Below are 25730 nucleotides of genomic sequence, written 5' to 3' on the forward strand. Positions count from 1 at the left end.
GCTTGCCACGTCATTGCCCCAGAAACAGTTCTGCCGCGGCATCGATGACGGCTTCGCTGTTCAGCCGGTATTCGCGGTAAAGATCGGGCAGATCGCCGGTCTGGCCAAACCGGTCGGTGCCGAGCGGGCTGACGCGCATGCCCTTTACGCCGCCAAGCCACGACAGCGCGCCGGGCGATCCGTCGATCAGCGTCACCAGGCCGGCGCCCGGCGCAAGCGGCGCCAGCAGGGTTTCGGCATGGCAGGGCGCTGGCGATCCGGTGGTCCAGCGTGTCGCGTGGCGTTCCGACCAGCCGCGATGCAACAGGTCGGGCGAAGTCACGTTGAGCAGGCCCAGGCCCGGGATATCATCGACCAGCTGTTCCCAGGCCGCGAGCGCTTCGGTGGCCACCACGCCGGTAAACACGATCGCCGCATCCGCGCCGTCGGCGGGGCGGCGCAGCCAGTAGCCGCCCTTCAAGGCGTCTTCCCGCCAGCTGTCATCTGTGCGCGTGATCTGCGGGATCGCGCGCGTGGTCAGGCGCAGATAGACCGAGCTGCCATCGACCTGCTGCATGTGATCGAACGCGAACGCCATCATCGCCGCCAGTTCATCGGCATAGGCCGGCTCGAAATAGGTCAGGTTGGGTTGCCCCATGCCGATCAGCGGGGTGTTGATCGATTGGTGCGCGCCGCCCTCTGCGGCCAGCGTCAGGCCCGATGGCGTTCCCACCAGCAGGAAGCGCGAGTCTGAATAGCAGCCATAGTTGAGCGCATCGAGGCCGCGCGCAATGAACGGATCATAGACCGTGCCAACCGGCAGCAGGCGGGTGCCGAAATGCGGTGCGGCCAGGCCCAGCGACGCGAGCATGAGGAAGAAGTTGTTTTCGGCAATGCCCAGCTCGATGTGCTGGCCAGCAGCATGCTGGGCCCACTTTTGCGCCGAAGGGATCTTGGCCTTGTGGAACACGTCCGCCAGTTCCTGCCGCCGGAACAGCCCACGCTGGTTGACGAAGGCGCCGAGGTTGGTCGTCTGGGTGACATCGGGGGCCGTGGTCACGATGCGATCGGCCAGTTCCTCGCCCGATTTCGCCAATTCGAGCAGGATGCGCCCGAACGCGGCCTGCGTCGATTGGTCGGCGCCCTCGGGCGCGGGGATTGCCGGAACGGGAACGGCAGGCGCAACCGGTTCAGCCTTGGTCCGGGCGATTGGCGAATTGGCCACGAAGGCCTTGAGATCGGTGGCGACATTGTCGCCGAGCGCGCCCCACGGCTCCCACTCGTTGCCCTCGGCAATGCCCAGGCTCAGGCGGAATTGCTCCATCTGCGCCGGGTTCATCATCCCCGAATGGTTGTCCTTGTGGCCGGCGAGCGGCAGCCCGTGGCCCTTGACCGTATAGGCGATGAACAGCGTGGGGCGATCGTCCTGCGCGGCGTCGAAGGCATCCATCAGGGTTTCGACACAATGGCCGCCCAGGTTGGTCATCAGCCGCGCCAGCTCGACATCGTCATAGCTGTCGAGCAGCGTCTTCACGTTGGGCTTGTGGCCAATGTCGGCCAGCAGCCGCTCGCGCCAGGCCGTGCCGCCCTGATAGGTCAGCGCCGCGAATTCGGCGTTGGGGCAGCTGTCGATCCACTCTTCCAGCGCCTTGCCGCCCGGCCGCGCGAAGGCGGCCAGTTGCATCTTGCCATACTTGAGCGTGATGACGCGCCAGCCGCAGGTTTCGAAGATATCGTCGAAGCGGCGGAACATGCGATCGGCCGTGGTGGCGTCAAGCGACTGGCGATTGTAGTCCACGATCCACCAGCAGTTGCGCAGGTCGTGCTTGTAGCCCTCGATCAGGCATTCGTAGATATTGCCTTCATCGAGTTCAGCATCGCCCATCAGCGCGATCATGCGCCCGGCGTCTTCCTCGCGCAGTTGCCCATGCGCGATGAGATAATCCTGCACCAGGCTGCTGAAGGCCGTCACTGCCACGCCCAGGCCGACCGAGCCGGTGGAGAAATCGACCGGAATCTTGTCCTTGGTGCGGCTGGGATAGCTCTGCACGCCGCCCAGGCCGCGAAACCGCTCCATCCGCTCGCGCGTCTGGTTGCCCAGCAGATAGTGGATGGCGTGCAGCACCGGTCCGGCGTGCGGCTTTACCGCCACTTTATCCTGCGGACGCAGCGCATGGAAATAGAGCGCCGCCATGATTGCGGTGATCGACGAACAACTGGCCTGATGGCCACCCACTTTCAGGCCATCGCGCTTGGGACGCAGATGGTTGGCATTGTGGATCATCCACGACGAAAGCCACAACAGGCGCGTGTCGAGATGCTCCAGCGCGCTGATGGTGTCCTGCCGGGAAGGGGAAATCGTCGTGTCCATGAGCGTGTCCTGATGTGGAGCGACAGGTTCTAGCGCTGCCTGGCGGGGCATGTCCTTGCGAAAGGATTGCCCTTAAATCGTCTGAAATGGCAGGTTCTGCCAATATGCATTGTGATTGATAGGAAATATTGCCGTAATTTCGCCGATGCCATCGGAATGCTTCGGTATCGCGAGCGAGTTTAAGGGTATGGCGATTCCGCTCGGAAGCAGCACCTGGTCCGTCCCGCACGAAGGCCGCCAGCCTTTGCGTGTTTGCAGGTGGAGCAGTAAAATCCAGTGTCCATGTCACAAAGCGTGGAGCGGGTTCGTCATGATGGCATCCCTATCGAAAGGATGCTGACCATGACCCCGCGCCTCAATCTCTACACCGCCGCGCCCGACATTTTCAAAGCCTGGTTTGCCTATTCGCAGAAAGTGGCGGAATGCGGCCTGGAAAAGCCACTGCTCGAACTGGTGAAAATCCGCGCCTCGCAGATCAATGGCTGTGCCAACTGCCTGAATATTCACACGTCTGATGCGCGCAAGGCTGGCGAAACCGAGCAGCGCATCCATCTGGTGGCTGCATGGCGTGATGCGCCGTGCTACACAGATCGCGAACGCGCGGCGCTGGATTGGACCGAACACATGACGCAGATCGCGACCAGTCGCGCGCCCGATGCCGTCCATGCCGCTTTGGCTGCGCAGTTCACCCCGGCCGAGCAAGTGCAACTGACGCTGGCGATCGATGTGATCAACGGATGGAACCGCCTGGCGGTCGGTTTCAATTTCTATGCGCCGGAACTGGGCTGGAAATGAGCCAGACGGCGGGCGAGATTTTTGACGCGCAGCGATCCACCCTGCTGCGTGTTGCCTATCGCATGCTGGGCACGATTGCCGATGCCGAAGACGTGGTGCAGGATGCCTACGTGCGCTGGCAGGCAGTGGATCATGCAGAGGTGGCAGTGCCGGCCGCGTTTCTGCGCCGCATCGTCACGCGGCTGTGCCTCGATCACCTTAAATCGGCGCGGGTCCAGCGCGAAATCTATGTCGGGCCGTGGCTGCCCGAACCGGCCGTGGATGACGCGCTCGATGACGATGTGACCCTGCCGCTGCTGTTGGCGCTCGAGCGGCTTTCCCCGCTCGAGCGGGCAGCCTTTCTGCTGCATGACGTGTTTGGCGAGCGGTTCGAGGATATCGCGCTGGTGCTGGATCGCGATGTGCCCGCCTGCCGCCAGCTTGCCAGCCGCGCGCGGGGGCATGTCCGCGATGCCCGGCCAAGGTTCCCGATCGATCACCAACACGGCAAGGCCATCGCCGCTGCCTTTTTCGAGGCATCGCAGAAGGGAGACATGGCGCAACTGAGCATGTTGCTGGCCCAGGACGTGCAGTTCCATGCAGATGGCGGCGGCAAGCGCCCCGCAGTGGCGCGTATCCTGCAAGGCGCCAGCGAATATCTGCGCGCCCAGGCGGCGCTGATACGGCTGCGCCGCGCCCCTTCCGAACTGGTGCGGTTCACCACGATCAACGGCCTGCCGGGTTTTATCACGAGAGAGCCCGATGGCTTGCTGCAGACCACGGCCCTGTTGGTGGAGGGCCGGCACATCCAGGCCATCTACGTCATCCGCAATCCCGACAAGCTGACGCGCGTGCATTGAGCCTTTGCCCTTTGCCTAAGCCGCGCGGGGCGCACCGCCAATTGCAGCGCGCCCCGCATTTGCGGTTCAGATCTGGGCCATGCCGCCATCGACGAACAGTTCGATGCCGTTGATGAAGCTTGCCTGGTCCGAAGCGAGGAACAAGACAGCCTTGGCGATTTCATCGGGTTGGCCAACCCGGCCGAGCGGAACTTGTCCTGCCATGAAATCGAGCAGGCACTGCTGCGATGCCGCGTCTGGTCCTGCCAGTTCGACCAGTCCCGTCGTTTCGACCGGCCCTGGGCTGACGGCGTTGACGCGGATCTTGCGGTCCTTCAGGTCGAGCATCCAGTTTCGTGCGAAACTGCGCACCGCCGCCTTGGTCGCGGAATAGACACTGAACGCTGCGGTGCCGGTGATCGCCGCGGTCGAACTGGTAAGAACGACAGAAGCGCCATCGCGCAGCAAGGGTAGCGCTTTTTGTACGGTAAACAGCACGCCCTTCACATTGGTGTCGAAGGTCTGCTGATAATGTTCCTCGCTGATTGCGCCAAGCGGGGCGAAGCTGCCGCCGCCAGCATTGGCGAAGAGCACGTCGATCTGGGCGTGCTGCTGTTGAACGGAATCGTAAAGGCGATCGATATCGGCAAGTTGCGACATATCGCCGCGAACGCCGGTAACCCGCCCGCCGATTGCCTTGACTGCCGCATCCAGCGCTTCCTGGCGGCGTCCGGTGATGAACACCGCTGCGCCAGCTGCTGCGAACGCCTGCGCCGTGGCCAATCCGATACCCGATGTGCCGCCGGTGACCACCACCACCTTGTTGTTGAAATCCTGTGCCATCTTTCATCTCCTGTTGGTTGGAGCGGCGTCATGCTGCGCCGGTGAAAAAGCACATAAGTGTGCAACGATATTGGCTGTAGTGAGCAAAATTGATACGTATCGTTGCATCAAAGGAACGCTGATGCGCGAAGACCTCAACGACTATGCCTACTTTGCCGAGGTGGTGGCGCATGGCGGCTTTGCCGCGGCGGGCCGTGCCCTGCGCGAACCCAAGTCAAAGTTGAGCCGCCGTGTCGCTGCTCTCGAAGCGCGGCTGGGCGTAAGGCTGATCGAGCGATCGAGCCGCCGCTTTCGCGTGACCGACGTCGGCCAGGCATTTTACGAACGCTGCCGTGCCATGATGACAGAGGCGCAGCAGGCCGTCGCCCTGGTGGCCGAGGCGCAGGCCGAACCGCATGGCCGCGTGCGCTTCAGTTGCCCGACCGGCCTGGTCGAGATCCTGTCGGATATTCTGCCCGGATTTCTCGCCCGCTATCCCCGCGTGCGCCTGCAGGTGATCGCCAGCGACCGCGCCGTCGACCTGATCGAAGAACGTATCGACCTTGCCTTGCGCGTCCGCGTGGCCTTGACCAGCGATGCGGCGCTGACGATGCGTTCGTTGGGCACCTCGGCACGTATCCTCGTGGCCGGCCGACAGCTGGCAGAAAGCATGTGCGCGGATCCAGCTGGGCTGGCCACGATGCCGACACTGGGCACTTCTGACGAAATTGGCGAGGTGGAATGGCAGCTGGAGCACATTGATGGCGCAACCCACCGCCTGCGGCACGAGCCCCGCATGACCTGCAGCGACTTTACCGCCGTGCGCGCCGCCGCGATCCGCAACCTGGGCGTGGCGCTGCTGCCCGATCACGTGTGTTCAGAGGCGCTGCGCCAGGGGCAATTGGTGCATGTCCTGCCGCAGTGGCGCGCGCAGATCGGCATCGTGCACCTGGTCTTCACCACGAGGCGGGGGCTGCCGCCGGCGGTGCGCGCGTTGATCGATCACCTCGCGGCGACCTTTCCCAAATGATCGGCCAAGGCGTTCGTCGAGCGGTGTTTGCCAAGCGGCGGTGCCCTGCCTAGCCTGCCGCGGTTCGATCACGGCAGCAGGGCACATCAGATCATGCTTGAACTTCAGGGGGTTTCCCACGTCTATGGCAATGGCACGCGCGCGCTCGATGCCGTCAGCCTGACCATTCCCAAGGGCATGTTCGGGCTGCTCGGGCCCAATGGCGCGGGCAAGTCCACCCTGATGCGCACCATCGCCACGCTGCAGATCCCGACCAGCGGGCGGATCATGTTCGACGGCATCGACGTGGTCGGCGATCCCCAGGCGATCCGTGGCCAGCTTGGCTATCTGCCGCAGGATTTCGGCGTCTATCCCCGCGTCAGTGCCTATGACCTGCTCGATCACATGGCCGTGCTCAAGGGTATCGCCGGGCGGGGCGAGCGGCGCGACACGGTCGAGACGCTGCTCGCCCAAGTCAACCTGTGGGACGTGCGGCGCAAGGCCGTGGCGGGGTATTCGGGCGGGATGCGGCAGCGCTTTGGCATTGCCCAGGCCCTGATCGGCAATCCCCGCCTGGTCATCGTCGACGAACCCACCGCCGGGCTCGATCCCGAAGAGCGCAACCGCTTCCTCAATCTGCTGGCCGAAATCGGCGAGAACGTGGTGGTGATCCTCTCCACTCACATCGTGGACGACGTGACCGACCTGTGCCCACGCATGGCGATTCTGGGGAAGGGGCAGATCCTGCTGGAAGGCGCGCCCACCGCCCTGATCGGCGCCCTGGCTGGCCAGGTGTGGGAGCGCGCGATCGATCGCGCCGATCTGCCCGCGATCAGCGCTGCGCACCGCGTCATCTCCACCCGCCTGCGTGGTGGCCGCACCGTGGTGCACGTGATTGCCGACACGGCGCCGGGAGAGGGCTTCACCGCCGTTCCCGGCGGGCTTGAGGATGTCTATTTCTCGACGCTGCTTGCCGCGCGCGCACCCGCGCCGGCGGCCGTCGTCGCCTGAGCGGGCAAGGGGGCACAGACATGCTTGGCCGCATCGCCGCGTTCGAAATCCGCTATCAGTTGCGCAGCCCGGTATTCTGGGTGGTGTTCGCGCTGTTCTTCCTCCTCTCGTTTGGCGCCATGGCCTCGAGCCAGATCTCGATCGGTGGCACGCCCGACAATGCCTGGCAAAACGGCACGCTGTCCCTGGCGATGACCCAGGGTGTGATGACCATCTTTGCGCTGTTTTCCACCACGGCATTCGTCGCCAACGTGATCGTGCGCGATGATGACAGCGGCTTTGGCCCGCTGGTGCGGGCAACCTCGGTGCGCAAGGGCGATTACCTGTTCGGCCGCTTTGCCGGGGCCTATCTCGTCTCGCTGCTGGTCTTTGCCGCGGTGCCGCTGGGCAGCTTCGTCGGGTCGCTGATGCCCTGGCTCGATCCCGAAACGATCGGGCCCAACCGGCTCGACGCCTATCTGCGCCCCTTCGTGCTGGTGGCGATGCCCACCTTGCTGTGGAGCGCGGCGTTTTTCTTTGCCGTGGCTACGCTTACCCGCTCGATGATGGCGACTTATGTGGCGGTGGTGGCCAGCCTGCTGATCTGGGGCGTGACGCGCGGCATCCTGGCCAGCCATCCCGATCTGCGTACGCTGGCGGCGCTCACCGATCCGTTCGGCGTTGTCGGCATCGCGCTCGAAACCCGCTATTGGACGCTGGCGGAAATCAACGCGCAGCCTTTTCCGTTTTCCGCGGTCATGCTGGAAAACCGCGCCATTTGGCTGGCCGTCACCGTTGCAGCGCTGGCGCTGGCATGGTGGCGGTTCAGCTTTGCCACCCCGGCGGCGAGCAAGCGCCAGTTGCGGCGCGAGGCACGGCGCGCGCGCAAGCTGGCTTCTGCCACGCCCAGCCGGGTCAGCCGGCTGCCCGATCCTGACCAGGCCCGCGCGCAATGGACGCGCCTGATCGCGCGCATCACGTTCGAGGCGCGGATGATCCTGCGCAGCCCGGCATTCCTGGTGCTCGTGGCCGTGGGCGCGATCAACGCGCTGGCGGCCTTGAGCTTCAGCGACAGCATGTATGGCAGCAAGAGCTATCCTGCCACGTTCCTGCAGATCATGGCGCTGCGCAGCGCGTTCACGCTGGGGCCGATCGTGATCGCCGGGTTCTATGCCGGCGAACTGGTCTGGCGCGATCGTGAGCGGCGGATCAGCGCGATCATCGATGCCAGCGCCTTGCCCAGCTGGGCCTTGTTGCTACCCAAGGTGCTGGCGCTGGTGCTGGTGCTGTTCATCACCGTGGCGCTGGGCACGCTGGTGGGCATTGGCGTGCAACTGGCCAATGGCTTTACCGCGATCGCGCTGGGGCAATATCTGTGGTGGTACTTGGTGCCGACCACGGCCGACATGGTGTTGCTGGCCGGCCTGGCCGTGTTCCTTCAGGTGGTTTCGCCCAGCAAGTATGTCGGTTGGGGCTTGCTGCTGGTGTGGTTCGTGTTCGGCATCGTCGCCTCGGCGATGCATTGGGACCACCCGCTCTACCAATATGCCTCGAGCGTGCCCAATCCGCTGACCGACATCAACGGCGCGCGGGTGGGCTGGGCCACCAACTGGTGGCTGCGGCTCTATTCGGGGCTGCTGCTGGTGGCGCTGATGGCGGCGGCGCATCTGCTGTGGCCGCGTGGCGCCAACGATGGCGTCGGTGCGCGCAGCCGCCAGGCGCTGCGCCGGCTGCGCAGCCCGGCCGGCGGCCTGATCCTGGCCGCGCTGGCCGGCATGGCGGCAACCGGCGCCTGGCTCTATTATCAGATGGACGTGCGCAACCATTACGAGAATGGCGCGCAGCAAGAGATCGACGCGGCCAACCTCGAAAAGCTCTATGCCCGCTATGAATATGCGCCCGAGCCGAGCGTCACGCATATCGCGCTCAAGGTCCGCATCGATCCGGCCACGCCGCGGATGGATGCAGAGGGCACCTATGACCTGGTCAACAGCACCGGCGCGCCGCTGTCCACCGTGCACCTGATGCTGCCGCAGCACGATCGCGATGTCCTGGCGCTGACGATCGATGGCGCGCGGGTAAGCCATGACGATGATCGGCGCCAGGTGCGCTTCTTCACGTTCGATCACCCGCTGGCGCCGGGCGCCACCACGCGGCTGCATTTCCGCGTGCGGCGCTGGCAGCAGGGTATCAACCCGCTGGGCGATGACACGCGCCTGCTGGCCAATGGCACGTTCCTCGATTCCAGCGAGATCGCGCCCACGATCGGCATCCAGCGCGCGGCCATGTTGAGCGATCCGGTCAAGCGCCGCGAACACGGGCTGCCGGCAGAGCACCGCATGCCCAAGCTGGAAGACCAGGGCGCGCGGCGGTTCAACTACATCGCCAACGCCAGCTGGGTGACGAGCGACATCACCGTGACCACCGCCGCCGACCAGGTGCCGCTGGCGCCGGGCGACAAGGTGGCCGATGCGGTGGCGGGCGGGCAGCGCACCGCGCGCTTTGTCTCGCGTGTGCCCATCCTCAACTTCTGGTCGATCCAGTCGGCCCGCTATGCGATCGATACGCGCGACGCCGATGGCGTGCAGGTCTCGATCTATTATGACCCGCACCACGCCTACAACGTCGCCCGCCTGCAGCGCGCCGCGCGCGTGGCGCTGGGCTATTATCGCCGCAATTTCGGGCCTTATCAGTTCGATTATGCCCGCATTGTTGAATTCCCCGGCTATGCCAGCTTTGCCCAGGCCTTTGCCGGCACGATGCCGTTTTCGGAATCGATCGGGTTCCTGGGTGATTTCAGCGATCCCGACAAGATCGACTACGCCACCTATGTCGCCGCGCACGAGTTGTCGCATCAGTACTGGGCCCACCAGGAAATCAGCGCGGAAATGCAGGGCGGCACGATGATGGTCGAAACGCTGGCGCAATATTCGGCGCTGATGGTGATGAAGCAGCTTTACGGGCCGGACAAGATCCGCCGCTTCCTGCGCTATGAACTCGATCGCTACCTTTCCTCGCGCGGACGGGAAGCGGTGGAGGAAGTGCCGCTGGCCCGCGTGGAAGACCAGCCCTATATCCACTATCGCAAGGGCGCGGTCGCGCTCTACCTGCTGCAGGATCGCCTCGGCGAGGCGCGGGTCAATGCCATGCTGCGCCAGATATTGGCGCGCTATCGCTTTCAGGGGCCGCCTTATTCCACCTCGATGGATCTGGTGCGCGGCTTCCACGCGCTGGCGCGGACGCCGCAGGAACATGCGCTGGTGCGTGATCTTCTGGAAACCATCACGGTGTGGGATTTCAAGGCGGACAGCGCGAAAACCCAGCGCCGCGCCGATGGCACCTGGCAGACTACGCTGACGCTCAGCGCCAGCATGGCACGCGACGATGGCAAGGGCACCAGCACCCCTGTGCCACTCGATCAGGATGTCGACATTGGCCTGTTCACCGCGCAGCCGGGCGAGGGCGCCTTTGGCAAGGCCGATGTCATCACCATGGAGCGGCATCGCCTGCACGACGGCACCAGCAGGATTGTGCTGACCAGCCGCCGCAAGCCGGCCTATGCCGGGGTTGATCCCTACAACACGTTCATCGACCGCAAGAGCGATGACAATGTCATCGCCGTCACGGGCGGCTGATGATCACCTGTCGCCCCATGCCGCGCTTGCTGGCGTGGCGTGGGGCGCCACTGCTTCACAGCCCATCGCATCGCCTTTGCTGCTTCATCGCGCGTTCAGCCCGATTGCGGAGATTTCCCGCGCAAACAAGCACAAGGAGCGATATCCATGCCAGGATTTCCCAAGTTTGTGATCGGTGCCGCAGCCTTGAGCGTAGCTGGCGCCTGCGCGGCCCAGGCTGCAACCAATGATCTGCACACGATGCTGGTGAACCTGCCCGATGGCACGGTGGCGCAGGTACAGTACCACGGCGCTGTCGCGCCGCGCATCGCGATCCAGCCGGTGGCCGCGATGGACGCTGGCGTTGATCCGGCGGCCGACGAGCAGGCCTTGATGGCGGCTGATCCCTTTGCCCACATGGCGCTGGTTTCGGCGATGCTCGATCAGCAGGCCGCCGCGATGATGCAGCAAGCCGCGCTGATGCAGCGCGCTGCCATGGCCCAGGGCACTGCCGCGCCGGCAGACGGCATGCCGGGCATGACGGTCGCGGGCATGACCAACCTGCCCAAGGGTGTGCACATGACCTATGTGTCGAGCACGACCGACGCTTCGGGCTGCACCCGCACGGTATCGTACAGCTCTGAAGGCGGCGCGCAGGCGGCCCCGCGCGTAACCCAGGCGGCGTCCGACAGCTGCAGCGCGGTCAAGCCCAATAGCCAGGCGATTCCCGCCAAGGCAGAGGCACCGGCCGTTCCCGCGCCCGGTGTCGGCCAGAAGGTCTGATCTGCTGCCAACCGGCGCACGGCGTGGAACGATGGCCGCACGCAGGCGTTAAAGCCCTTGAATTTCCCCAGATCGAAAGGGCGCCCCGTGATTGGCAAGATCGTTTCCGCCGTGGTCGGCAAGAAGATTGCAGAGCGCACCGCCGGGATGAGCGAAGGCAGCGGCGCGCTGATTGGCGTGGCTGCCGCTACCGTGCTGCGCCGCCTGGGCCCCGTGGGCTTTGTGGCGGCAGCAACCGGTGGTCTGCTGGCCAAGCGCTACATGGCCAAGCGCCAGGCGCGCCGCGCTCCCGCCGTTTAATGTGATACCCAAACAAACCCCCGTTCCGGCATCGGAACGGGGGTTTCGCTTTAATTGAACGCACCCGTTTCATTTTTGGCGTATGCTGCCGGGCGAAGCCTTTTGATGCTTTGTCCGGGCGACCGCGCGCGCCTGCCGCCGGTAAAAGGACTATGACCATGACCAAGCCCCCCAAGTCTTCGCCCGCGCAGAGCAATGCGCTGCATGATCATCAGCCCGGCGCCGGAAACGCAGGATACGAAACCCGCGCCGGCAGCGGCGGGGAAACCCATCAGGATGCAGCGACGGGTGCCCCGGCCGATGGCTATCTGACCGACAATTTCGGCCATCGCCTGGCCGACAACCAGAACAGCCTCAAGGCCGGTGCGCGCGGCCCGGCGCTGCTGGAAGACTTCATCCTGCGCGAAAAGATCTTCCACTTCGATCACGAGCGCATCCCCGAGCGGATCGTTCACGCGCGCGGCTCTGGCGCACACGGCGTGTTCGAAGTGACCCGCGCCATCCCCGAATTGACCAAGGCCGGCCTGTTCCAGGAAAAGGGCAAGACCTGCCCGGTGTTCGTGCGGTTTTCGACCGTCGCGGGCGGGGCCGGCTCGGTCGATACCCCGCGCGACGTGCGCGGCTTTGCCGTCAAGTTCTACACCGACGAAGGCAACTGGGATCTGGTTGGCAACAACATCCCGGTGTTCTTCATCCAGGATGCGATCAAGTTTCCCGACCTGATCCACTCGGTGAAGATGGAGGCCGATCGCGGCTATCCCCAGGCGGCGAGCGCGCATGACACGTTCTGGGATTTCGTCAGCCTGATGCCGGAATCCATGCACATGATCATGTGGGCGATGAGCGATCGCGCCATTCCGCGCACACTGCGCACGATGGAAGGGTTCGGCGTCCACACCTTCCGCCTGGTTGATGCCAAGGGCAAGGGCCGCTTCGTCAAGTTCCACTGGAAGCCGGTGCAGGGCCTGGAGTCGCTGATCTGGGACGAAGCCGTGAAGATCGCCGGTGCCGACCCCGATTTCCACCGCCGTGACCTCTATGAAGCGATCGACAGCGGCGCCTATCCCGCTTGGGATCTGGGCGTGCAGGTGTTCGACGAGGAATGGGCGGCCAAGCAGCCCTATGACGTGCTAGACGCGACCAAGCTGGTGCCCGAGGAAGACGTGCCGGTGGAAATCGTCGGGCGCATGACCCTGAACCGCAATGTCGACAATTTCTTTGCCGAGACTGAGCAGGTGGCCTTCCTACCCACCAACGTTTTGCCCGGCATCGATTTTTCCAACGATCCGCTGCTTCAGGGCCGCCTGTTTTCCTACCTCGACACCCAAAAATCGCGCCTGGGCACGACCAATTTCCACCAGATCCCAATCAACGCGCCCAAATGCCCGTTCCACAACATGCAGCGCGATGGCCTGATGCAGACGCTGGTGCCCACCGGCCGCGCCAATTACGAGCCGAACTCGCTGAATGAAGCGGGCGAAGCCAGCGGGCCACGCGCCGATCCCGATAGCGGGTTCACCTCGTTCCGGGAAAACGGCGAGCGCAACGATCCCACCGAAAAGCTGCGCGTGCGGCCCGAGCTTTTCGCCGATCACTATAGCCAGGCTGCGCTGTTCTTCCATTCGCAGACCGAAAGCGAGCAGGCGCATATCGCCTCTGCCCTGGTGTTCGAACTGTCGAAGGTAAGCCTGGAGCATATCCGCACGCGTGTGCTGTCGCGCCTGCGCAATGTGGACGAGGAACTGGCCAGCCGCGTGGCCGAGGGCTTGGCGATGGACCTGCCGGAAAAGGCACCCGCCGCGCGTGCGCCGACGGCGATGAAGCCGTCAGACGCGCTGTCGATCCAAAAGCAGGCGCGCAAGACCTTTGAAGGCCGCAAGGTGGGCATCCTGTTTGCGGAAGGATCGGACAAGGCGGCGATCGACACGCTCAAGAAAGACATCGAGGGTGCCGGCGGATCGGTATTCCTGGTGGCGCCGAAGGTGGGTGGCATTGCCGTCAAGGGCGGCACGCTCAAGGCCGATGGGCAGCTTGATGGTTCGCCCTCGGTCATGTTCGATGCGGTCGCCTCGGTCCTGATGCCCGAAGCGGCAGCCGAACTGGCCCGCCAAGGCGCAGCGGTGCAATGGTTCATGGACGCCTATGGCCATTGCAAGACGATTGCCCATTGCCCCGGCACCCAGGTGATCCTGGACAAGGCCGGCGTTGAAAAGGACGATGGCGTGGTGCCCAATGCCGACCTGATGTCGGTTGGCCCGGTGCGGCATTTTGCCCGCGAGCCAAAGGTCCGCGCCCTGGCGTGATCCCGTAAGCGGTAAAAGAGTGAAACGTTACCATCACCCCGGATCAAATCCGGGGTGATGGCCGTTGTGATCCATTGAATTTTCTTTGTGCCGCCGACCCTTGAGACAGGATGAGCCTATCATGACCGAGCCCCAGACCCCGGAAGCCAAGGCACAAGCGATTGAGGTGCCCGAAGCGGCCGGGGGATGGGGATCGCTGGAAGGGATTGCCGCCACCGAACTGTCGCAGCGCGCCGGCCCCGGCGCGCTGGAAACACTGGCGCATCTCAACAAGCCGGATGGCACGGCCTGCACCTCGTGCGCGTGGATCAAGCCACCGACGCCGGCCAAGTTCGAGTTCTGCGAAAACGGCGCCAAGGCGACACTGTGGGACTTGACCAGCGCGCGCTGCACGCCAGAATTCTTTGCACAGCACACCGTCCGTTCGCTGTGGGGACTGAGCGCCAATGAACTTGAACGCGAAGGCCGCCTGACCGAGCCGCTGCGCTATGACCCTGCGAGCGACCGCTACCTGCGCGCCAGTTGGGACGAGGCCTTTGCGGCTATCGGCGCGCGGCTGCGCCAGATCGATCCTGCGGCTATGACGTTCTACGCCAGCGGCAAGGCGGCGCTTGAGCCGAGCTATCTCTATGCCGCATTCGCGCGCATGCTGGGGCACAACAACCTGCCCGACAGTTCGAACATGTGCCACGAGACCACGTCGGTCGGCCTCAAGAAGGTGATTGGCTCACCGGTTGGCACCTGCCAGCTGGAAGACCTGGAGCAGTGCGACGCGATCTTTTATCTGGGCCAGAACCCGGGGACCAATTCGCCGCGCATCCTCCACCCGCTGCAACAGGCGGTGAAACGCGGCTGCAAGATCGTGACGTTCAACCCGCTCAAGGAAGCGGGGCTGGTCGAATTCGTCAATCCGCAAAGCCCGCTGGACATGCTGACGGGCAACGCGACGCGGCTGAGCCATCTTTACCTGCAGGTGCGCCCTGGCGGCGATATCGCCGCGCTGATGGGCGTGTGCAAGCATGTGCTGGCGCGTGCCGAGCGGGAAGCGGGTTTGCTCGATCAAGGGTTTATCGACGCACATTGCCATGGTTTCGAGGCTTTCCGGGCCAAGCTGGATGCTACCGGCTGGGACGCGCTGGAGGTGGCGAGCGGCGTGACCCGCGCCGAGATGGAAGCAGCTGGCGATGTCTATGCCGATGCCAAGGCGGTGATCGGCATCTATGGCATGGGGCTGACCCAGCAGGTGCACGGCAGCGAAGCGATCGGCATGCTGGTCAACCTGCTGCTGCTGCGCGGCAATATCGGCCGTCCCGGTGCCGGCTGTTCGCCCATTCGCGGCCATTCCAACGTGCAGGGCCAGCGCACCGTGGGCATTACCGAAAAGGTGGCGCTGGCGCCGGTGGAAACCTATCGCACCGTGCTGGGGCTGGAAACACCGCCAGAGGATGGGCACAACACGGCCAAGTTCCTGGAAGCGCTGCAGACCGGCAAGAACCGCGCCTATGTGGGGCTGGGCGGCAATCTGGCCATGGCCGTGCCGGACCACGGCCAGATCCACGCCGCGTGGCGCGAGATGGACCTGACGGTGCACATCGCCACCCGGCTCAACCACACGCATCTGTTGCCGGGCAAGGAAAGCTGGATCCTGCCCTGCCTGGTCCGCTCGGAAGAGGATATCCAGGACAGCGGCAACCAGTTCGTCAGCATCGAGGACAGCTTCAGCCACATCTATAGCTCGATGGGCAAACGCAAGCCGGCGAGCGAGCACCTGCTGAGCGAGACGGCGATCATCTGCGAACTGGCCAAGGCCAGCCTGCCGGAAAACCCGCGCTGGCAGTGGGACGCATGGCGCGGCGATTATGCGCGCATTCGCGATCTGATCGCGCAGACCTATCCCAAGGAGTTCTTCGACATGGACCGGCGCATGCATCAGCCCGGCGGGTTTTTCCGCGGCAACGATGCCCGCCGCCGGGTCTGGCATACCCAAAGCGGGCGGGCCGAGTTTACCGACCCCAGCGTACTCAACGCCGGCCCGCAGGATGAGGCAGACGATACGCTGCGCCTGGTCACGCTGCGGTCGAACGACCAGTTCAACACCACGGTCTATGGCATGAACGACCGGCTGCGCGGTCTTTCGGGAGAGCGCACGATCGCGTTGATGGCGCCGCAGGAAATCGCCCGGCTGGGCCTGGCAGAAGGGCAGCGCATCACCCTGGTGACGGCCGCCGATCCGGCCACGCGCCGTGCGGTGGGCGGGCTCAAGGTGGTGCCTTATGATCTGCCCGCTGGCACCGTGGCCGGCTATTTCCCCGAACTCAATGCCCTGGTGCCGCTGTCGCTGCGCGAAAAGCTGTCAGACACGCCGGCGTCCAAGGGCGTGCCGGTCAGGATCGAGGCCTGACCGGCCGCATTCCGGCCGCCGTCAGGCGGCCGGTTGCGATGCCGGCCCCTGAGCATGCGCCACGGGGCAGCCTTGCTGTGCTGCCACGCGGAAATCGGCCGAATGCCGATAGGCGCGCCGGCGGGCGCGGTTGATGCCGCCGAGCGGACGGTGCGCCTCCAACCCGTTCCACGGCGAAAAGTGCAGGGTTTCATCGATCCGCTGCACCTTGTCGGCGCTCCAGCTGTCTTGTGGCTCCACCCGCAGCGTTGCCACCTGGACGAAAGGCGAGACCTCTTCGGGCCATTCCACGCTGGCATCTTCCACCGGCTGGCGATCGAGGTCGCGCAGCAACTGCACTTCGAACGCCCATTCCCCGATCAGGTTCGCGGCGTCTTCGCGGATGGTTTCGCGCAGCCCATCGGGGCGGCCGCTGGTGTCGATCACTTTGCCGGACAGCGCAGTGAGCGCGGGCGAGAGCGGGCGCAGGCGGAACTTGGCAACATGATCGCCATAGCGGAACGGGGTGGTGGAGAAATAGGTTTCGCCCAGCGGATGAACCTGCGGCGCGCCACCCATGGCGGCAAGGGCGCTTGATTCCAGGCCAACCTTGCCCAGCGCACTGTTGATGAAGCCCAGCACCGTTGACAGCGCCACCTTGGCACCAGGCGCGCGATCAGTTGTGGCGGCCAGCAGCTTGAGCTTGCCGGCAAACTGATCGGCCCGCGCGGTCGCAAATACCGGGCTGTTGACGAACAGGAAATCCTGCGCGTCATCCTCGGCAGTGCCGAGATATTCACCCGGCGCCCCGGTAACCTTCAATGCAAGCCCACGGGGCAGCACGACATTGTCATCCAGGATATCACCCGGATTGGTGGAGATGCGCAGCGCCGCGTCATAACGGCCCGCCTGGGCAAACAGCCCCTGGGCAAGCTCGGGCGGCAGGTTGGCATCGACGGTGAACGTGCCTTCAAACAGGCCGTGCGCCTTGGCATGAACCGCGCGCACCGGCCGGCCATAGTCCTGCGCCGTGGTTTCGAGGATATGATCGAACGACTTTTCCAACGAGGCGTCGGTTTCCGCTTCGTTGTCTTCGATCTGTTCGAGGTCAGCAGAGTAGGCGATGGGGGGATTGGTCATCGACGGTATTCCTTTCAAAGCGCAGTGTCTGCGCCGGAAGCGAACGGATCGGGCAGGGCGGGCAGGATCTTGTCGAGCGTGAGCGGGAAGCTGCGCACGCGCACGCCGCAGGCGTTGTAAACCGCGTTGGCAATGGCGCCGGCTGCGCCGCAAATGCCCAATTCGCCCACGCCCTTGGCCTGGAGCGGGCTGGCTGCGGCATCGCGTTCTTCCAGCAGGATCACCTCGATCGCCGGCACGTCGGCATGCACCGGCACGTGATATTCGGCCAGGTCATGGTTGACGAGGTGCCCGTCGCGGGTATCGAACGCCAGCTCCTCTGTCAGCGCGCTGCCGATGCCCCAGACCATGCCACCCAGGCATTGCGAGCGCGCGGTCTTGGCATTGAGCACGCGGCCAAAGCCAAACGCGCCGGTCATCCGCCGCACGCGTACCTCGCCGGTGAACGCATGGACCGCCACCTCGGCAAAAAACGCGCCATAGCTGGCCTGCGAGAATGACTTGGCCGTCTTGCCCGGCTTGATCGTGCCGGTTTCCGCGATGTCTTCGCCGTTCAGCAGATCGCGCAGCGGGCGTGCCGGCGCGTTGCCGCCGCTGGCCATGCCGTCTTTCAGAACCAGTGCATCGGCGTCGCAACCCAGCGCCTTGGCCAGCTTGGCGCGGATCGCCTCGCAGGCATACATCACGGCAGATCCGGTGGAGATGGCGCCGAAGCTCCCGCCCGAACCGGCACCAGCCGGGTGGACGGTGTCGCCCAGCTTCACGTCGACACGCGCCATCGGCAGGCCCAGCATTTCGCCGGCGATCTGGCCGAGGATGGCATAGGAACCGGTGCCGATATCGGTCTGGTCGGATTCCACCACCGCGCTGCCGTCTGCCTTGAGCGTGACTTGTGCCTTGGCCGGCACCATCATGTTGACGCGCGCGGCGCTCGCCACGCCCATGCCGATCCACCAATCGCCGTCCCGCGTCTGGCAGGGACGGTCCCTGGCGCGCGCTCCACCCGAACGCTTCAGCCCCCTGTTCCAGCGCCTGTGTCAACATGCGCGACGAATAGGGCGTGCCGGCCACCGGAACTTCGGCCGGCAGATTGCGCTTGCGCAGTTCGATCGGATCGATGCCGATCTTCTCGGCCAGTTCGTCCATCGCCGCTTCGAGCACTTGCATGCCCACCGCTTCACCCGGCGCGCGCACCGATCCGGCGGTCATGCGACTGATCCGCGCCACTTCCACCTTTAGCAGGCGGTTTTCGCCGCCGTAGAGGAACTCGGTTGCCTGGGTGACCGGCTCGGCAAACTTTTCCCCGGGCAGGTTGGATACCAGTGCTTCATGCCCCAGGCCGATCAACCGGCCGGCGGGATCGGCCGCCAGGCGCACACGCTGCCGCGTTTCGGAGCGGCGCATCACGGTCTGGAACACCTGTTGCCGGCTCATCACCACGCGCACCGGGCGGCCCAATTCACGCGCGGCGATTGCAGCCGCGACCGCTTCATGGGTGATGCCCAGCTTGGAGCCGAAACCGCCACCAACATAGGGTGCGATGATCCGCACCTTGTCGGCCGAGAGGCCCAGGCAGTCGGCAATTTCCTTCACGTTGTAGGACAGCATCTGATAGCTGCCGTGCAGGATCAGGCTGTCGCCCTGCCATTGCGCGATCGTGGCGTGGGGCTCCATCGCGGCGCTGGCGTGGCCGGGGGTGTCGTATTCCACGTCGACGGAAAAGGCCGCGTCGCGCATCGCCTGGTCAAGGTCACCGCCCTCAACCGGCTTGCTGCTGGATGGCGCTTCCACCTTCACACCCGGCGCGGCCGGATCGAACGGCACGGGATCGCCGTCGGCGTCGGTATAGTCGATCGGCAGGGCCAGGGCAGCGTCGCGCGCCTGCTCAAAGGTTTGCGCCACCACCAGCGCCACGGGCTGGCCAAAATATTCCACTTTCGCCGCATCCTGCTGCGGCGCCTTGGCCGCCATGCCCTGCGCCGGGCGCCGCGTCATCGCCGGATCGGCGATTACCGCGATCACGCCGTCGCGCGACAGCACCTCGTCGCGGTCGATCTTGCTGACCTGGCCCTGGGAAATGCTGGCCAGCACCAGCACGCCTTCGACGCAGCCATCGATGCGCCATTCGGCGGCATAGGTCGCCGTGCCGCTGACCTTGAGCGGCCCTTCGGGGCGATCGAGCGGCTGGCCGATCACGCCTTGACGCATATGGTCGAGCAGGTTGCGTTCGTCGGGCTGGTTATACATGTCTGACAGGGGGAGGTGCATGGTGTTCAACCCTTCGTCGCTTGGGCCAGCGTCGCGGCCAGGGCCCGCGCGGCAAGGGGGATCTTGAAATCGTTGGCGCCAAACCCGCGCGCCTGGCGCAGCAGGATTTCGGCCGCCTGGTCGAACAGGGCGGGAGAGGGCTTTTCCCCTACCAGCGCCGCTTCCACGGCGCTGTCGCGCCACGGCACGGTTCCGAGGCTGCCAAAGGCCAGCGCACAGCGCGCGATGCGGCCTTCGTCCATGGTCACGTCGGCTGCGACGGACACCAGAGCAAACGCATAGGATGCGCGGTCGCGCACCTTGCGATAGACTTGGGTTCCGCCGGTCGGCGCGGGCAGGCGCACCGCCGTGATCAGCTCGCCGGGCTGCAAGACGTTGTCGCGCGTCGGGTCATCGCCCGGCTCGCGGTGGAACATCGCCAGCGGAATCTGGCGCGGGCCGAACGGACCTTCGGTCAGGACCACGGCATCGAGCGCGAGCAAGGCCACGGCCATGTCGCCGGGATAGGTGGCGATGCAGGCATCGCTGGTGCCGAGCACGGCATGGATGCGGTTGAACCCGTCGCGCGCGGTGCAGCCGCTGCCGGGCGCGCGCTTGTTGCAGGCCTGCGTGTTATCATAGAAATAGCCGCAGCGGGTACGCTGGCACAGGTTGCCGCCGGTGGTGGCGCGGTTGCGCAGCTGCGGGCTGGCGCCGGCCAGGATCGCCTGGGCCAGCAGTGGCCAATCCTGGCGCACGCGCATGTCTGCCGCACAATCGGCGTTGGTGACCAGCGCGCCGATGCGCAGGCCCGTGCCATCGGGCACAATGCTGTCGAGCCCGGTGCGGCGGATCGAGACGAGGCGCTCGGGCGTCGCCACCTGCAGCTTCATCAGATCAACCAGGTTGGTGCCGCCGGCAATCGCCGTCGCGCCCTGGCCCATGGCGCTGAGCGCGGCCGCTGCGTTTGCGGCATGATCGAGAGTGAAGGGCTTCATGCCAGCGCCTCCGCCCCGATGACTTCTTCCAGCGCGGCGATGATGTTGGAATAGGCACCGCAGCGGCAGAGGTTGCCGCTCATCCGCTCGCGCAGTTCTTCGGCGGTGGGCAAGGGGTGGGCGGCCACATCGGCGCTGACCGCGCTGGGCCAGCCCTGGGCCAGTTCGGCCATCAGCGCTTTGGCCGAACAGATCTGGCCGGGCGTGCAATAGCCGCACTGATAGCCATCATGCGATACGAACGCCTTCTGCAGCGGGGCAAGCGCGTCGGGCGTGCCGATGCCCTCGATCGTTTCGATGCTGTCGCCATCATGCAGCGCGGCCAGCGAGAGGCAGGAATTGATGCGCTTGCCATCGACCAGCACGGTGCAGGCGCCGCACTGGCCATGGTCGCAGCCTTTCTTGGTGCCGGTCAGGCCCAAGTCGTGGCGCAGCCAATCGAGGAGAGTGCGGCGGGGGTCTTGGGGCAGCGTCTGCGGCTGGCCGTTGACGTGCGCGGTTGGCAAAGTGGGGGCCATGGCCGGAAGCGGTCCTCGTCTTGGGGGAGAATGTGCGGTTCGAACGCGCAACAGGCGGCAACGATCCTGCACCATGCAGAAAGGGCAGCGGCCGCCGCGTGCGCAGGGCTTGCCGCGCGTGGCCTGGCGTGTGAGGGAAATACCCATCATGACCAATCCGATCCTGGCCACCGACAGCTACAAGCACAGCCACTTTCGCCAATATCCGCCCGAAGCGCGGGTGATCAGCGCTTATGTGGAGGCGCGGCCCGGCGGGGCGAGTGACGTGGTCCTGTTCCTCGGGCTGCAACCCTATCTGATCGATTACCTGGGCTGCGCGGTGACCGGGGCGGATATCGAGGAGGCCGAGGCGGTGTGCATGGCGCACGGCGTGCCATTCAACCGCGCCGGCTGGCAGGCGATCGTGGATGACCACGGCGGCCACCTGCCACTGGAAATCCGCGCCTTGCCCGAAGGCAGCGTGGTGCCAGCGGGTGTGCCGCTGGTGCAGGTGGAAAACACCGACCCGCGCATGCCGTGGCTCACCACCTTTGTCGAAACCGCGCTGTTGCGCGCGGTGTGGTATCCCAGCACGGTTGCCACAATGAGCTGGCAATGCCGCCAGGTGATCCGCGCCGGGCTGGAGCAAACGAGCGAGGACGTGGACGGGCAACTGCCGTTCAAGCTCCACGATTTTGGCGCGCGCGGGGTGAGCAGCGGGGAAAGTGCTGGGCTGGGCGGCCTCGCGCACCTCGTCAACTTCCAGGGCACCGACACGATGGAGGGGCTGCTGGCCGCGCGCCGCTATTACGGGGCAGACATGGCCGGATTTTCCATTCCGGCGGCCGAACACAGCACGATGACCAGCTGGGGCGAGGCGCGCGAGGCAGACGCCTATCGCACCATGCTCGATGCGTTCGATGGCCCTGGGCGGCTGGTTGCCGTGGTATCAGACAGCTATGACCTGGACGCGGCAGTGCAAGACATCTGGGGCAGCACGCTGCGCGACCATGTTCTGGCCCGCCAGGGTACGCTGGTAGTGCGCCCCGACAGCGGCGATCCGATCGAAACCCCGCTGCGCACGATTGCCAAGCTATGGGATGCCTTTGGCGGCACAACCAACGCCAAGGGCTTTCGCGTGCTCGACCCCCATGTGCGGGTGATCCAGGGCGACGGCATGACCGCCGAAACCATCGGCCGGTTGATCGAGCGGCTGATCGCGGCAGGCTTTGCCATCGACAATATCGCCTTTGGCATGGGCGCCGGCCTGTTGCAGAAGGTCAACCGCGATACGCTGCGCTTTGCCATGAAAGCCAATGCCATGCTTGATGCGCACGGCGTGTGGCATGACGTGTTCAAGCATCCTGCCACCGATCCGGGCAAGGCCAGCAAGGCCGGGCGCCAGGCCGTGGTGCTGCGCGATGGCGCCATGGTCGCCGCGCGGCGCGATGAGGTGGCGCCCGGTGATGACTTGATGGTGCCGGTGTGGCGCAATGGCGAAATGCTGGTGCGGCATACATTCGACGCCGTGCGCGCGCGGGCCAAGGCAGGAGTGGGTGGGTAGCCGCTGATAGAAAGCGGGACCCCGGATCAAGTCCGGGGTGACGTTGAATGCATAAATCATTGATATGGCGCGTCACCCCGGACTTGATCCGGGGTCCAGCTGTTCTGTTCGCCTATCCCGCCGCTCAGACGCTCACCGGCGCCGGCGCGAAGCCTTCGGTGCCGAAGACGCGCAGATAGCGGGCGATTTCGGCTGGATCGCCGGTGGCCTTGGCGGGGTTGTCCGATAGTTTGACCGCGGGGCGGCCATTGGCGCTGGTGACCTTGCAGACCAACGAGATTGGTTCGAGCGCGGTATCGCCATCGGGGGCGCAGCCGCGGAAATCGTTGGTGAGGTTGGTGCCCCAGCCAAAGCTCATCCGCACGCGGCCGTGGAAGTGGCGATAGGTCTGCTCGATCGTATCCACGTCCATCCCGTCGGAAAAGATCAGCAGGCGCTGGCGCGGATCGACGCCATGCGCCTGCCACCAGGCGATGATCTGCTCGCCGGCGGGAATGGGCGGCGCGCTGTCGGGGCGAAAGCCGGTCCAGCCGGCCAGCCAATCGGGCGCGTGGCGCAGGAATGCTGTGGTGCCAAAGGCGTCGGGCAGGGCGATCAGCAGGTTGCCGTTGTAATGCTGGCGCCATTCTTCAAGCACGCGATAGGGCGCGCGGGCGAGATCGGCGTCGCTTTGCGCTAATGCCGCGGCAACCATCGGCAGTTCATGCGCATTGGTGCCGATCGCTTCGAGATCGGCGTCCATGGCCAGGAGAACGTTGGACGTGCCGATGAAGCGCTCGCCCAGGCCTTCTTTCAGCGCCTCGACGCACCAGCGTTGCCACAGGAAACCATGGCGCCGCCGCGTGCCGAAATCGGAAAGGACCAGATCGGGCAGGGTGCGCAGCCGCTCCACCTTGTTCCACAGCTTGGCCTTGGCGCGGGCATAGGTCACATCGAGCGCGAACTTGCCCTTGTCGCGCAGTGCCGCGCGCGAGCGCAGTTCGTTGATGATCGCCAGCGCCGGGATTTCCCACATCGTGGTGTGGGTCCAAGGGCCGGCGAAATGCAGTTCGAACTGCCCGTCGTGCCGGCGCAATTCGTATTCCGGCAGGCGGAAATCAGCCAGCCACGCGAGGAAATCGGGGCCGAACATCTGCTGGCGGCCATAGAAGCTGTTGCCGGCCAGCCAGATCAGCTCTTTCTTGGTGAACCGCACCGTGCGCGCGTGATCGAGTTGCGCGCGCAGTTCCGCCTCGTCGATCACATCGGCCAGGCGCACGCTGGTGGTGCGGTTGATCAGCGAAAACGTTGTGGCCACGTCCGGGTGCACATGCCGGATCATCTGCAGCATCAGCAGCTTGTAGAAATCGGTATCGAGCAGGCTGCGCACGATCGGATCGAGCCGGAAATTGTGATCGTAAGTGCGCCGGGCAATGTCGGTAAACGTCATGCCCCGTCCATACGCCATTGGCGGCGCATGGGAAGATGCGCCTGCCCGCCATGCTGTGCGGGCAGGCGCGGAACGTGGTCAGCTAAAGGTCTGGCGCGGCAGGCCCAGCGGGTTGGCCGCCTGCAGCGCGGCGGGAAGCAGCGCATCGGGCAGCGCCTGGTAGCAGACGGGCCGCAGGAAGCGGTGGATCGCCATGGCGCCAACCGAGGTGGTGCGACCGTCGCTGGTGGCGGGGAATGGACCACCATGGACCATGGTCCGGCTCACTTCCACGCCGGTGGGCCAGCCATTGGCGAGGATGCGGCCAACCTTGCGTTCTAGCACCGGCACCAGCGGGGCGGCGAGGGCATAGTCTGCCTCGTCCAGGTGCAGCGTGGCGGTCAGCTGACCTTCCAGCGCTTCGAGCAGCTGGGCGATCTGATCGGTGCTCTGCGCGCGGACCACCAGCGAGGAGGGGCCGAACACTTCCTCGGTCAACACGGGATTGGCGAGCAGGTGGGCAGCATCGACGGTAAGCAGGCGCGCGGCGCCCTGTTGCGCGTCGCCATCGCTGCCGGCGGCCACCACAGTCACGCCCTCGCTGCCGGAAAGCGTGGCGATCCCCTTGGCATAGGCCGCCGCGATCGCGCCGGTCAGCATGACCTGCGGCGCAACGCCGGCCAAGGCCTGCGCGGCCGAGGCGAGGAAGCGATCCAGATCGGCGCTGTCGAGCGCGATGACCAGGCCCGGATTGGTGCAGAACTGCCCGGCAAACAGGCTGAGCGAGCCGACATAGGCCTTGCCCAGGTCTTCGGCGCGGGCGGCCAGCGCGGCGGGGAACAGCAGCACCGGATTGATCGACGACATTTCGGCATAGACCGGGATCGGCTCGGGCCGCGCCGCGGCCACGGCCATCAGCGCCAGGCCACCCCGGCGCGAACCGGTAAAGCCCACCGCCTTGATGGCCGGATCGGCCACCAGCGCGGTGCCGATGTCGTTGCCCGGCCCCTGGACCAGGCTGAACACGCCACCGGGCAGGCCGCACGCGGCGACCGCCTCGGCAATGGCTTCGCCCGCAAGGCGCGAGGTGCCGGGGTGGGCCGGGTGTGCCTTGACCACCACCGGGCAGCCGGCGGCGAGGGCAGAGGCGGTGTCGCCACCGGCAACGCTGAACGCCAGCGGGAAGTTGGATGCGCCGAACACCGCCACGGGGCCAAGCGCAATGGCGCGCGAGGCCAGCGCCGGGCGGGGCAGGGGCTGGCGATCGGGCAGGGCGGGCTCGATCATCGCGCCGGCCCAGGTGCCTTCGCGCACGACCGTGGCAAACAGGCGCAGCTGGCCCGTGGTGCGGCCCAGTTCACCCGCCAGGCGGCCCTGCGGCAGCCCGGATTCCAGCATGGCGCGGGCGATGATTGCCTCGGCGCGGGCTTCCAGCGCGGTGGCAATCGCTTCCAGGAATGCAGCGCGCGCGGCTGGCGTGGTTTCGCGATAGGCATCGAACGCCGCGCCAGCCAGCGCACAGGCCTGCGCGATGTCGGCCAGCGGCGTCACGGCAAAATCGCCGTCCAGCGACTGGCCGGTGGCGGCGGCCATGCCGGTGAAGGTTTCGCTGCTGGTGCGGTCTTCGCCGCCGATCAGATAGGCACCGTTCATGGGCGCAAGTTCCTTTGCCGTTGTGCGCAGCAGGCCGCGCGGTCTGGCCAAGGCAAATA

The 25730-nt window shown here is 65.5% G+C and carries 19 protein-coding genes and 1 pseudogene; 11 read left to right on the forward strand and 9 right to left on the reverse strand.

Annotated elements, in window-relative coordinates:
- Window positions 1–10: 10 nt before the first annotated feature.
- A complete protein-coding gene (locus FHW97_RS05265) occupies window positions 11–2350 on the reverse strand; it encodes a transketolase (protein ID WP_171798295.1) in 2340 nt (779 codons plus the stop codon).
- Between the two features lie 342 nt (window positions 2351–2692).
- On the opposite strand from FHW97_RS05265, the gene FHW97_RS05270 reads away from it, so the two are divergent.
- Both FHW97_RS05270 and sigJ read left to right on the forward strand, forming a co-directional pair.
- Window positions 2693–3145, forward strand: a complete 453-nt coding sequence (locus FHW97_RS05270; RefSeq protein ID WP_028658206.1) for a carboxymuconolactone decarboxylase family protein — start codon at window positions 2693–2695, stop codon at window positions 3143–3145.
- Entirely contained in the window at window positions 3142–3984 is an 843-nt protein-coding gene (sigJ, locus tag FHW97_RS05275; RefSeq protein ID WP_084390959.1) for an RNA polymerase sigma factor SigJ, read from the forward strand. Before FHW97_RS05270 ends, sigJ begins: the two co-directional genes overlap by 4 nt.
- Before the next feature lie 66 nt (window positions 3985–4050).
- On the opposite strand, the gene FHW97_RS05280 is transcribed toward sigJ, so the two are convergent.
- Window positions 4051–4806, reverse strand: a complete 756-nt coding sequence (locus FHW97_RS05280; RefSeq protein WP_171798296.1) for an SDR family NAD(P)-dependent oxidoreductase — start codon at window positions 4804–4806, stop codon at window positions 4051–4053.
- 121 nt (window positions 4807–4927) lie between these two features.
- On the opposite strand from FHW97_RS05280, the gene FHW97_RS05285 reads away from it, so the two are divergent.
- The 7 genes from FHW97_RS05285 (at window position 4928) to FHW97_RS05315 (ending at window position 16185) form a co-directional block, all read left to right on the forward strand.
- The gene (locus FHW97_RS05285) at window positions 4928–5815 is read left to right on the forward strand and encodes a LysR family transcriptional regulator (protein WP_171794606.1); all 888 of its coding nucleotides are present in this window, start codon (window positions 4928–4930) and stop codon (window positions 5813–5815) included.
- Between the two features lie 93 nt (window positions 5816–5908).
- Window positions 5909–6805 (forward strand): ABC transporter ATP-binding protein, encoded by an 897-nt coding sequence (locus tag FHW97_RS05290; RefSeq protein WP_022677584.1) that lies wholly within the window; start codon window positions 5909–5911, stop codon window positions 6803–6805.
- 20 nt (window positions 6806–6825) lie between these two features.
- The gene (locus FHW97_RS05295) at window positions 6826–10419 is read left to right on the forward strand and encodes an aminopeptidase (RefSeq protein ID WP_171798297.1); all 3594 of its coding nucleotides are present in this window, start codon (window positions 6826–6828) and stop codon (window positions 10417–10419) included.
- A 147-nt stretch (window positions 10420–10566) separates the two neighbouring features.
- Entirely contained in the window at window positions 10567–11181 is a 615-nt protein-coding gene (locus FHW97_RS05300) for a hypothetical protein (RefSeq protein WP_169049089.1), read from the forward strand.
- A gap of 87 nt (window positions 11182–11268) precedes the next feature.
- Entirely contained in the window at window positions 11269–11481 is a 213-nt protein-coding gene (locus FHW97_RS05305) for a hypothetical protein (RefSeq protein ID WP_062785763.1), read from the forward strand.
- A 158-nt stretch (window positions 11482–11639) separates the two neighbouring features.
- Window positions 11640–13784 carry a catalase gene (locus FHW97_RS05310; protein ID WP_171798298.1) on the forward strand — a complete coding sequence of 715 codons (2145 nt, stop codon included), beginning with the start codon at window positions 11640–11642 and terminating at the stop codon, window positions 13782–13784.
- A 121-nt stretch (window positions 13785–13905) separates the two neighbouring features.
- Window positions 13906–16185, forward strand: a complete 2280-nt coding sequence (locus FHW97_RS05315) for an FdhF/YdeP family oxidoreductase (RefSeq protein ID WP_171798299.1) — start codon at window positions 13906–13908, stop codon at window positions 16183–16185.
- A 21-nt stretch (window positions 16186–16206) separates the two neighbouring features.
- Here the strand turns inward: FHW97_RS05315 and FHW97_RS05320 are convergent, their stop codons facing one another.
- Window positions 16207–17304, reverse strand: a complete 1098-nt coding sequence (locus FHW97_RS05320; protein WP_171798300.1) for a catalase family protein — start codon at window positions 17302–17304, stop codon at window positions 16207–16209.
- Window positions 17305–17318: 14 nt separating this feature from the next.
- On the reverse strand, window positions 17319–18320 hold the full coding sequence (locus FHW97_RS22340) for a molybdopterin cofactor-binding domain-containing protein (RefSeq protein WP_370525346.1): 1002 nt from the start codon (window positions 18318–18320) through the stop codon (window positions 17319–17321).
- On the opposite strand from FHW97_RS22340, the gene FHW97_RS22345 reads away from it, so the two are divergent.
- Window positions 18217–18543, forward strand: a complete 327-nt coding sequence (locus FHW97_RS22345) for a hypothetical protein (protein WP_370525349.1) — start codon at window positions 18217–18219, stop codon at window positions 18541–18543. The two genes, FHW97_RS22340 and FHW97_RS22345, sit on opposite strands and share 104 nt — an antisense overlap.
- Here the strand turns inward: FHW97_RS22345 and FHW97_RS22350 are convergent.
- The 3 genes and pseudogenes from FHW97_RS22350 to FHW97_RS05335 form a co-directional block, all read right to left on the reverse strand.
- Window positions 18451–19572, reverse strand: a pseudogene (locus FHW97_RS22350) (xanthine dehydrogenase family protein molybdopterin-binding subunit); the annotation flags it as partial. The gene FHW97_RS22345 and the pseudogene FHW97_RS22350 overlap by 93 nt on opposite strands.
- Before the next feature lie 5 nt (window positions 19573–19577).
- Window positions 19578–20549, reverse strand: a complete 972-nt coding sequence (locus tag FHW97_RS05330) for a xanthine dehydrogenase family protein subunit M (protein WP_171798301.1) — start codon at window positions 20547–20549, stop codon at window positions 19578–19580.
- Complete coding sequence (locus FHW97_RS05335) at window positions 20546–21067, reverse strand: 2Fe-2S iron-sulfur cluster-binding protein (protein WP_253941613.1); 522 nt, start codon at window positions 21065–21067, stop codon at window positions 20546–20548. The genes FHW97_RS05330 and FHW97_RS05335 overlap by 4 nt, the downstream gene beginning before the upstream one ends.
- 148 nt (window positions 21068–21215) lie before the next feature.
- Between FHW97_RS05335 and FHW97_RS05340 the strand changes: the two genes are divergently transcribed.
- Window positions 21216–22610, forward strand: a complete 1395-nt coding sequence (locus tag FHW97_RS05340) for a nicotinate phosphoribosyltransferase (RefSeq protein WP_171798302.1) — start codon at window positions 21216–21218, stop codon at window positions 22608–22610.
- A gap of 124 nt (window positions 22611–22734) precedes the next feature.
- Here the strand turns inward: FHW97_RS05340 and pncB are convergent, their stop codons facing one another.
- Window positions 22735–24039: a nicotinate phosphoribosyltransferase gene (gene pncB / locus FHW97_RS05345; protein WP_171798303.1), complete on the reverse strand. Its 1305-nt coding sequence runs from the start codon at window positions 24037–24039 to the stop codon at window positions 22735–22737.
- 78 nt (window positions 24040–24117) lie between these two features.
- Complete coding sequence (locus FHW97_RS05350) at window positions 24118–25671, reverse strand: aldehyde dehydrogenase (NADP(+)) (protein ID WP_171798304.1); 1554 nt, start codon at window positions 25669–25671, stop codon at window positions 24118–24120.
- Between the last annotated feature and the right edge of the window lie 59 nt (window positions 25672–25730).

The organism is Novosphingobium sp. SG754, from assembly GCF_013149315.1.
In the GTDB taxonomy this organism is placed as follows: domain Bacteria; phylum Pseudomonadota; class Alphaproteobacteria; order Sphingomonadales; family Sphingomonadaceae; genus Novosphingobium; species Novosphingobium capsulatum.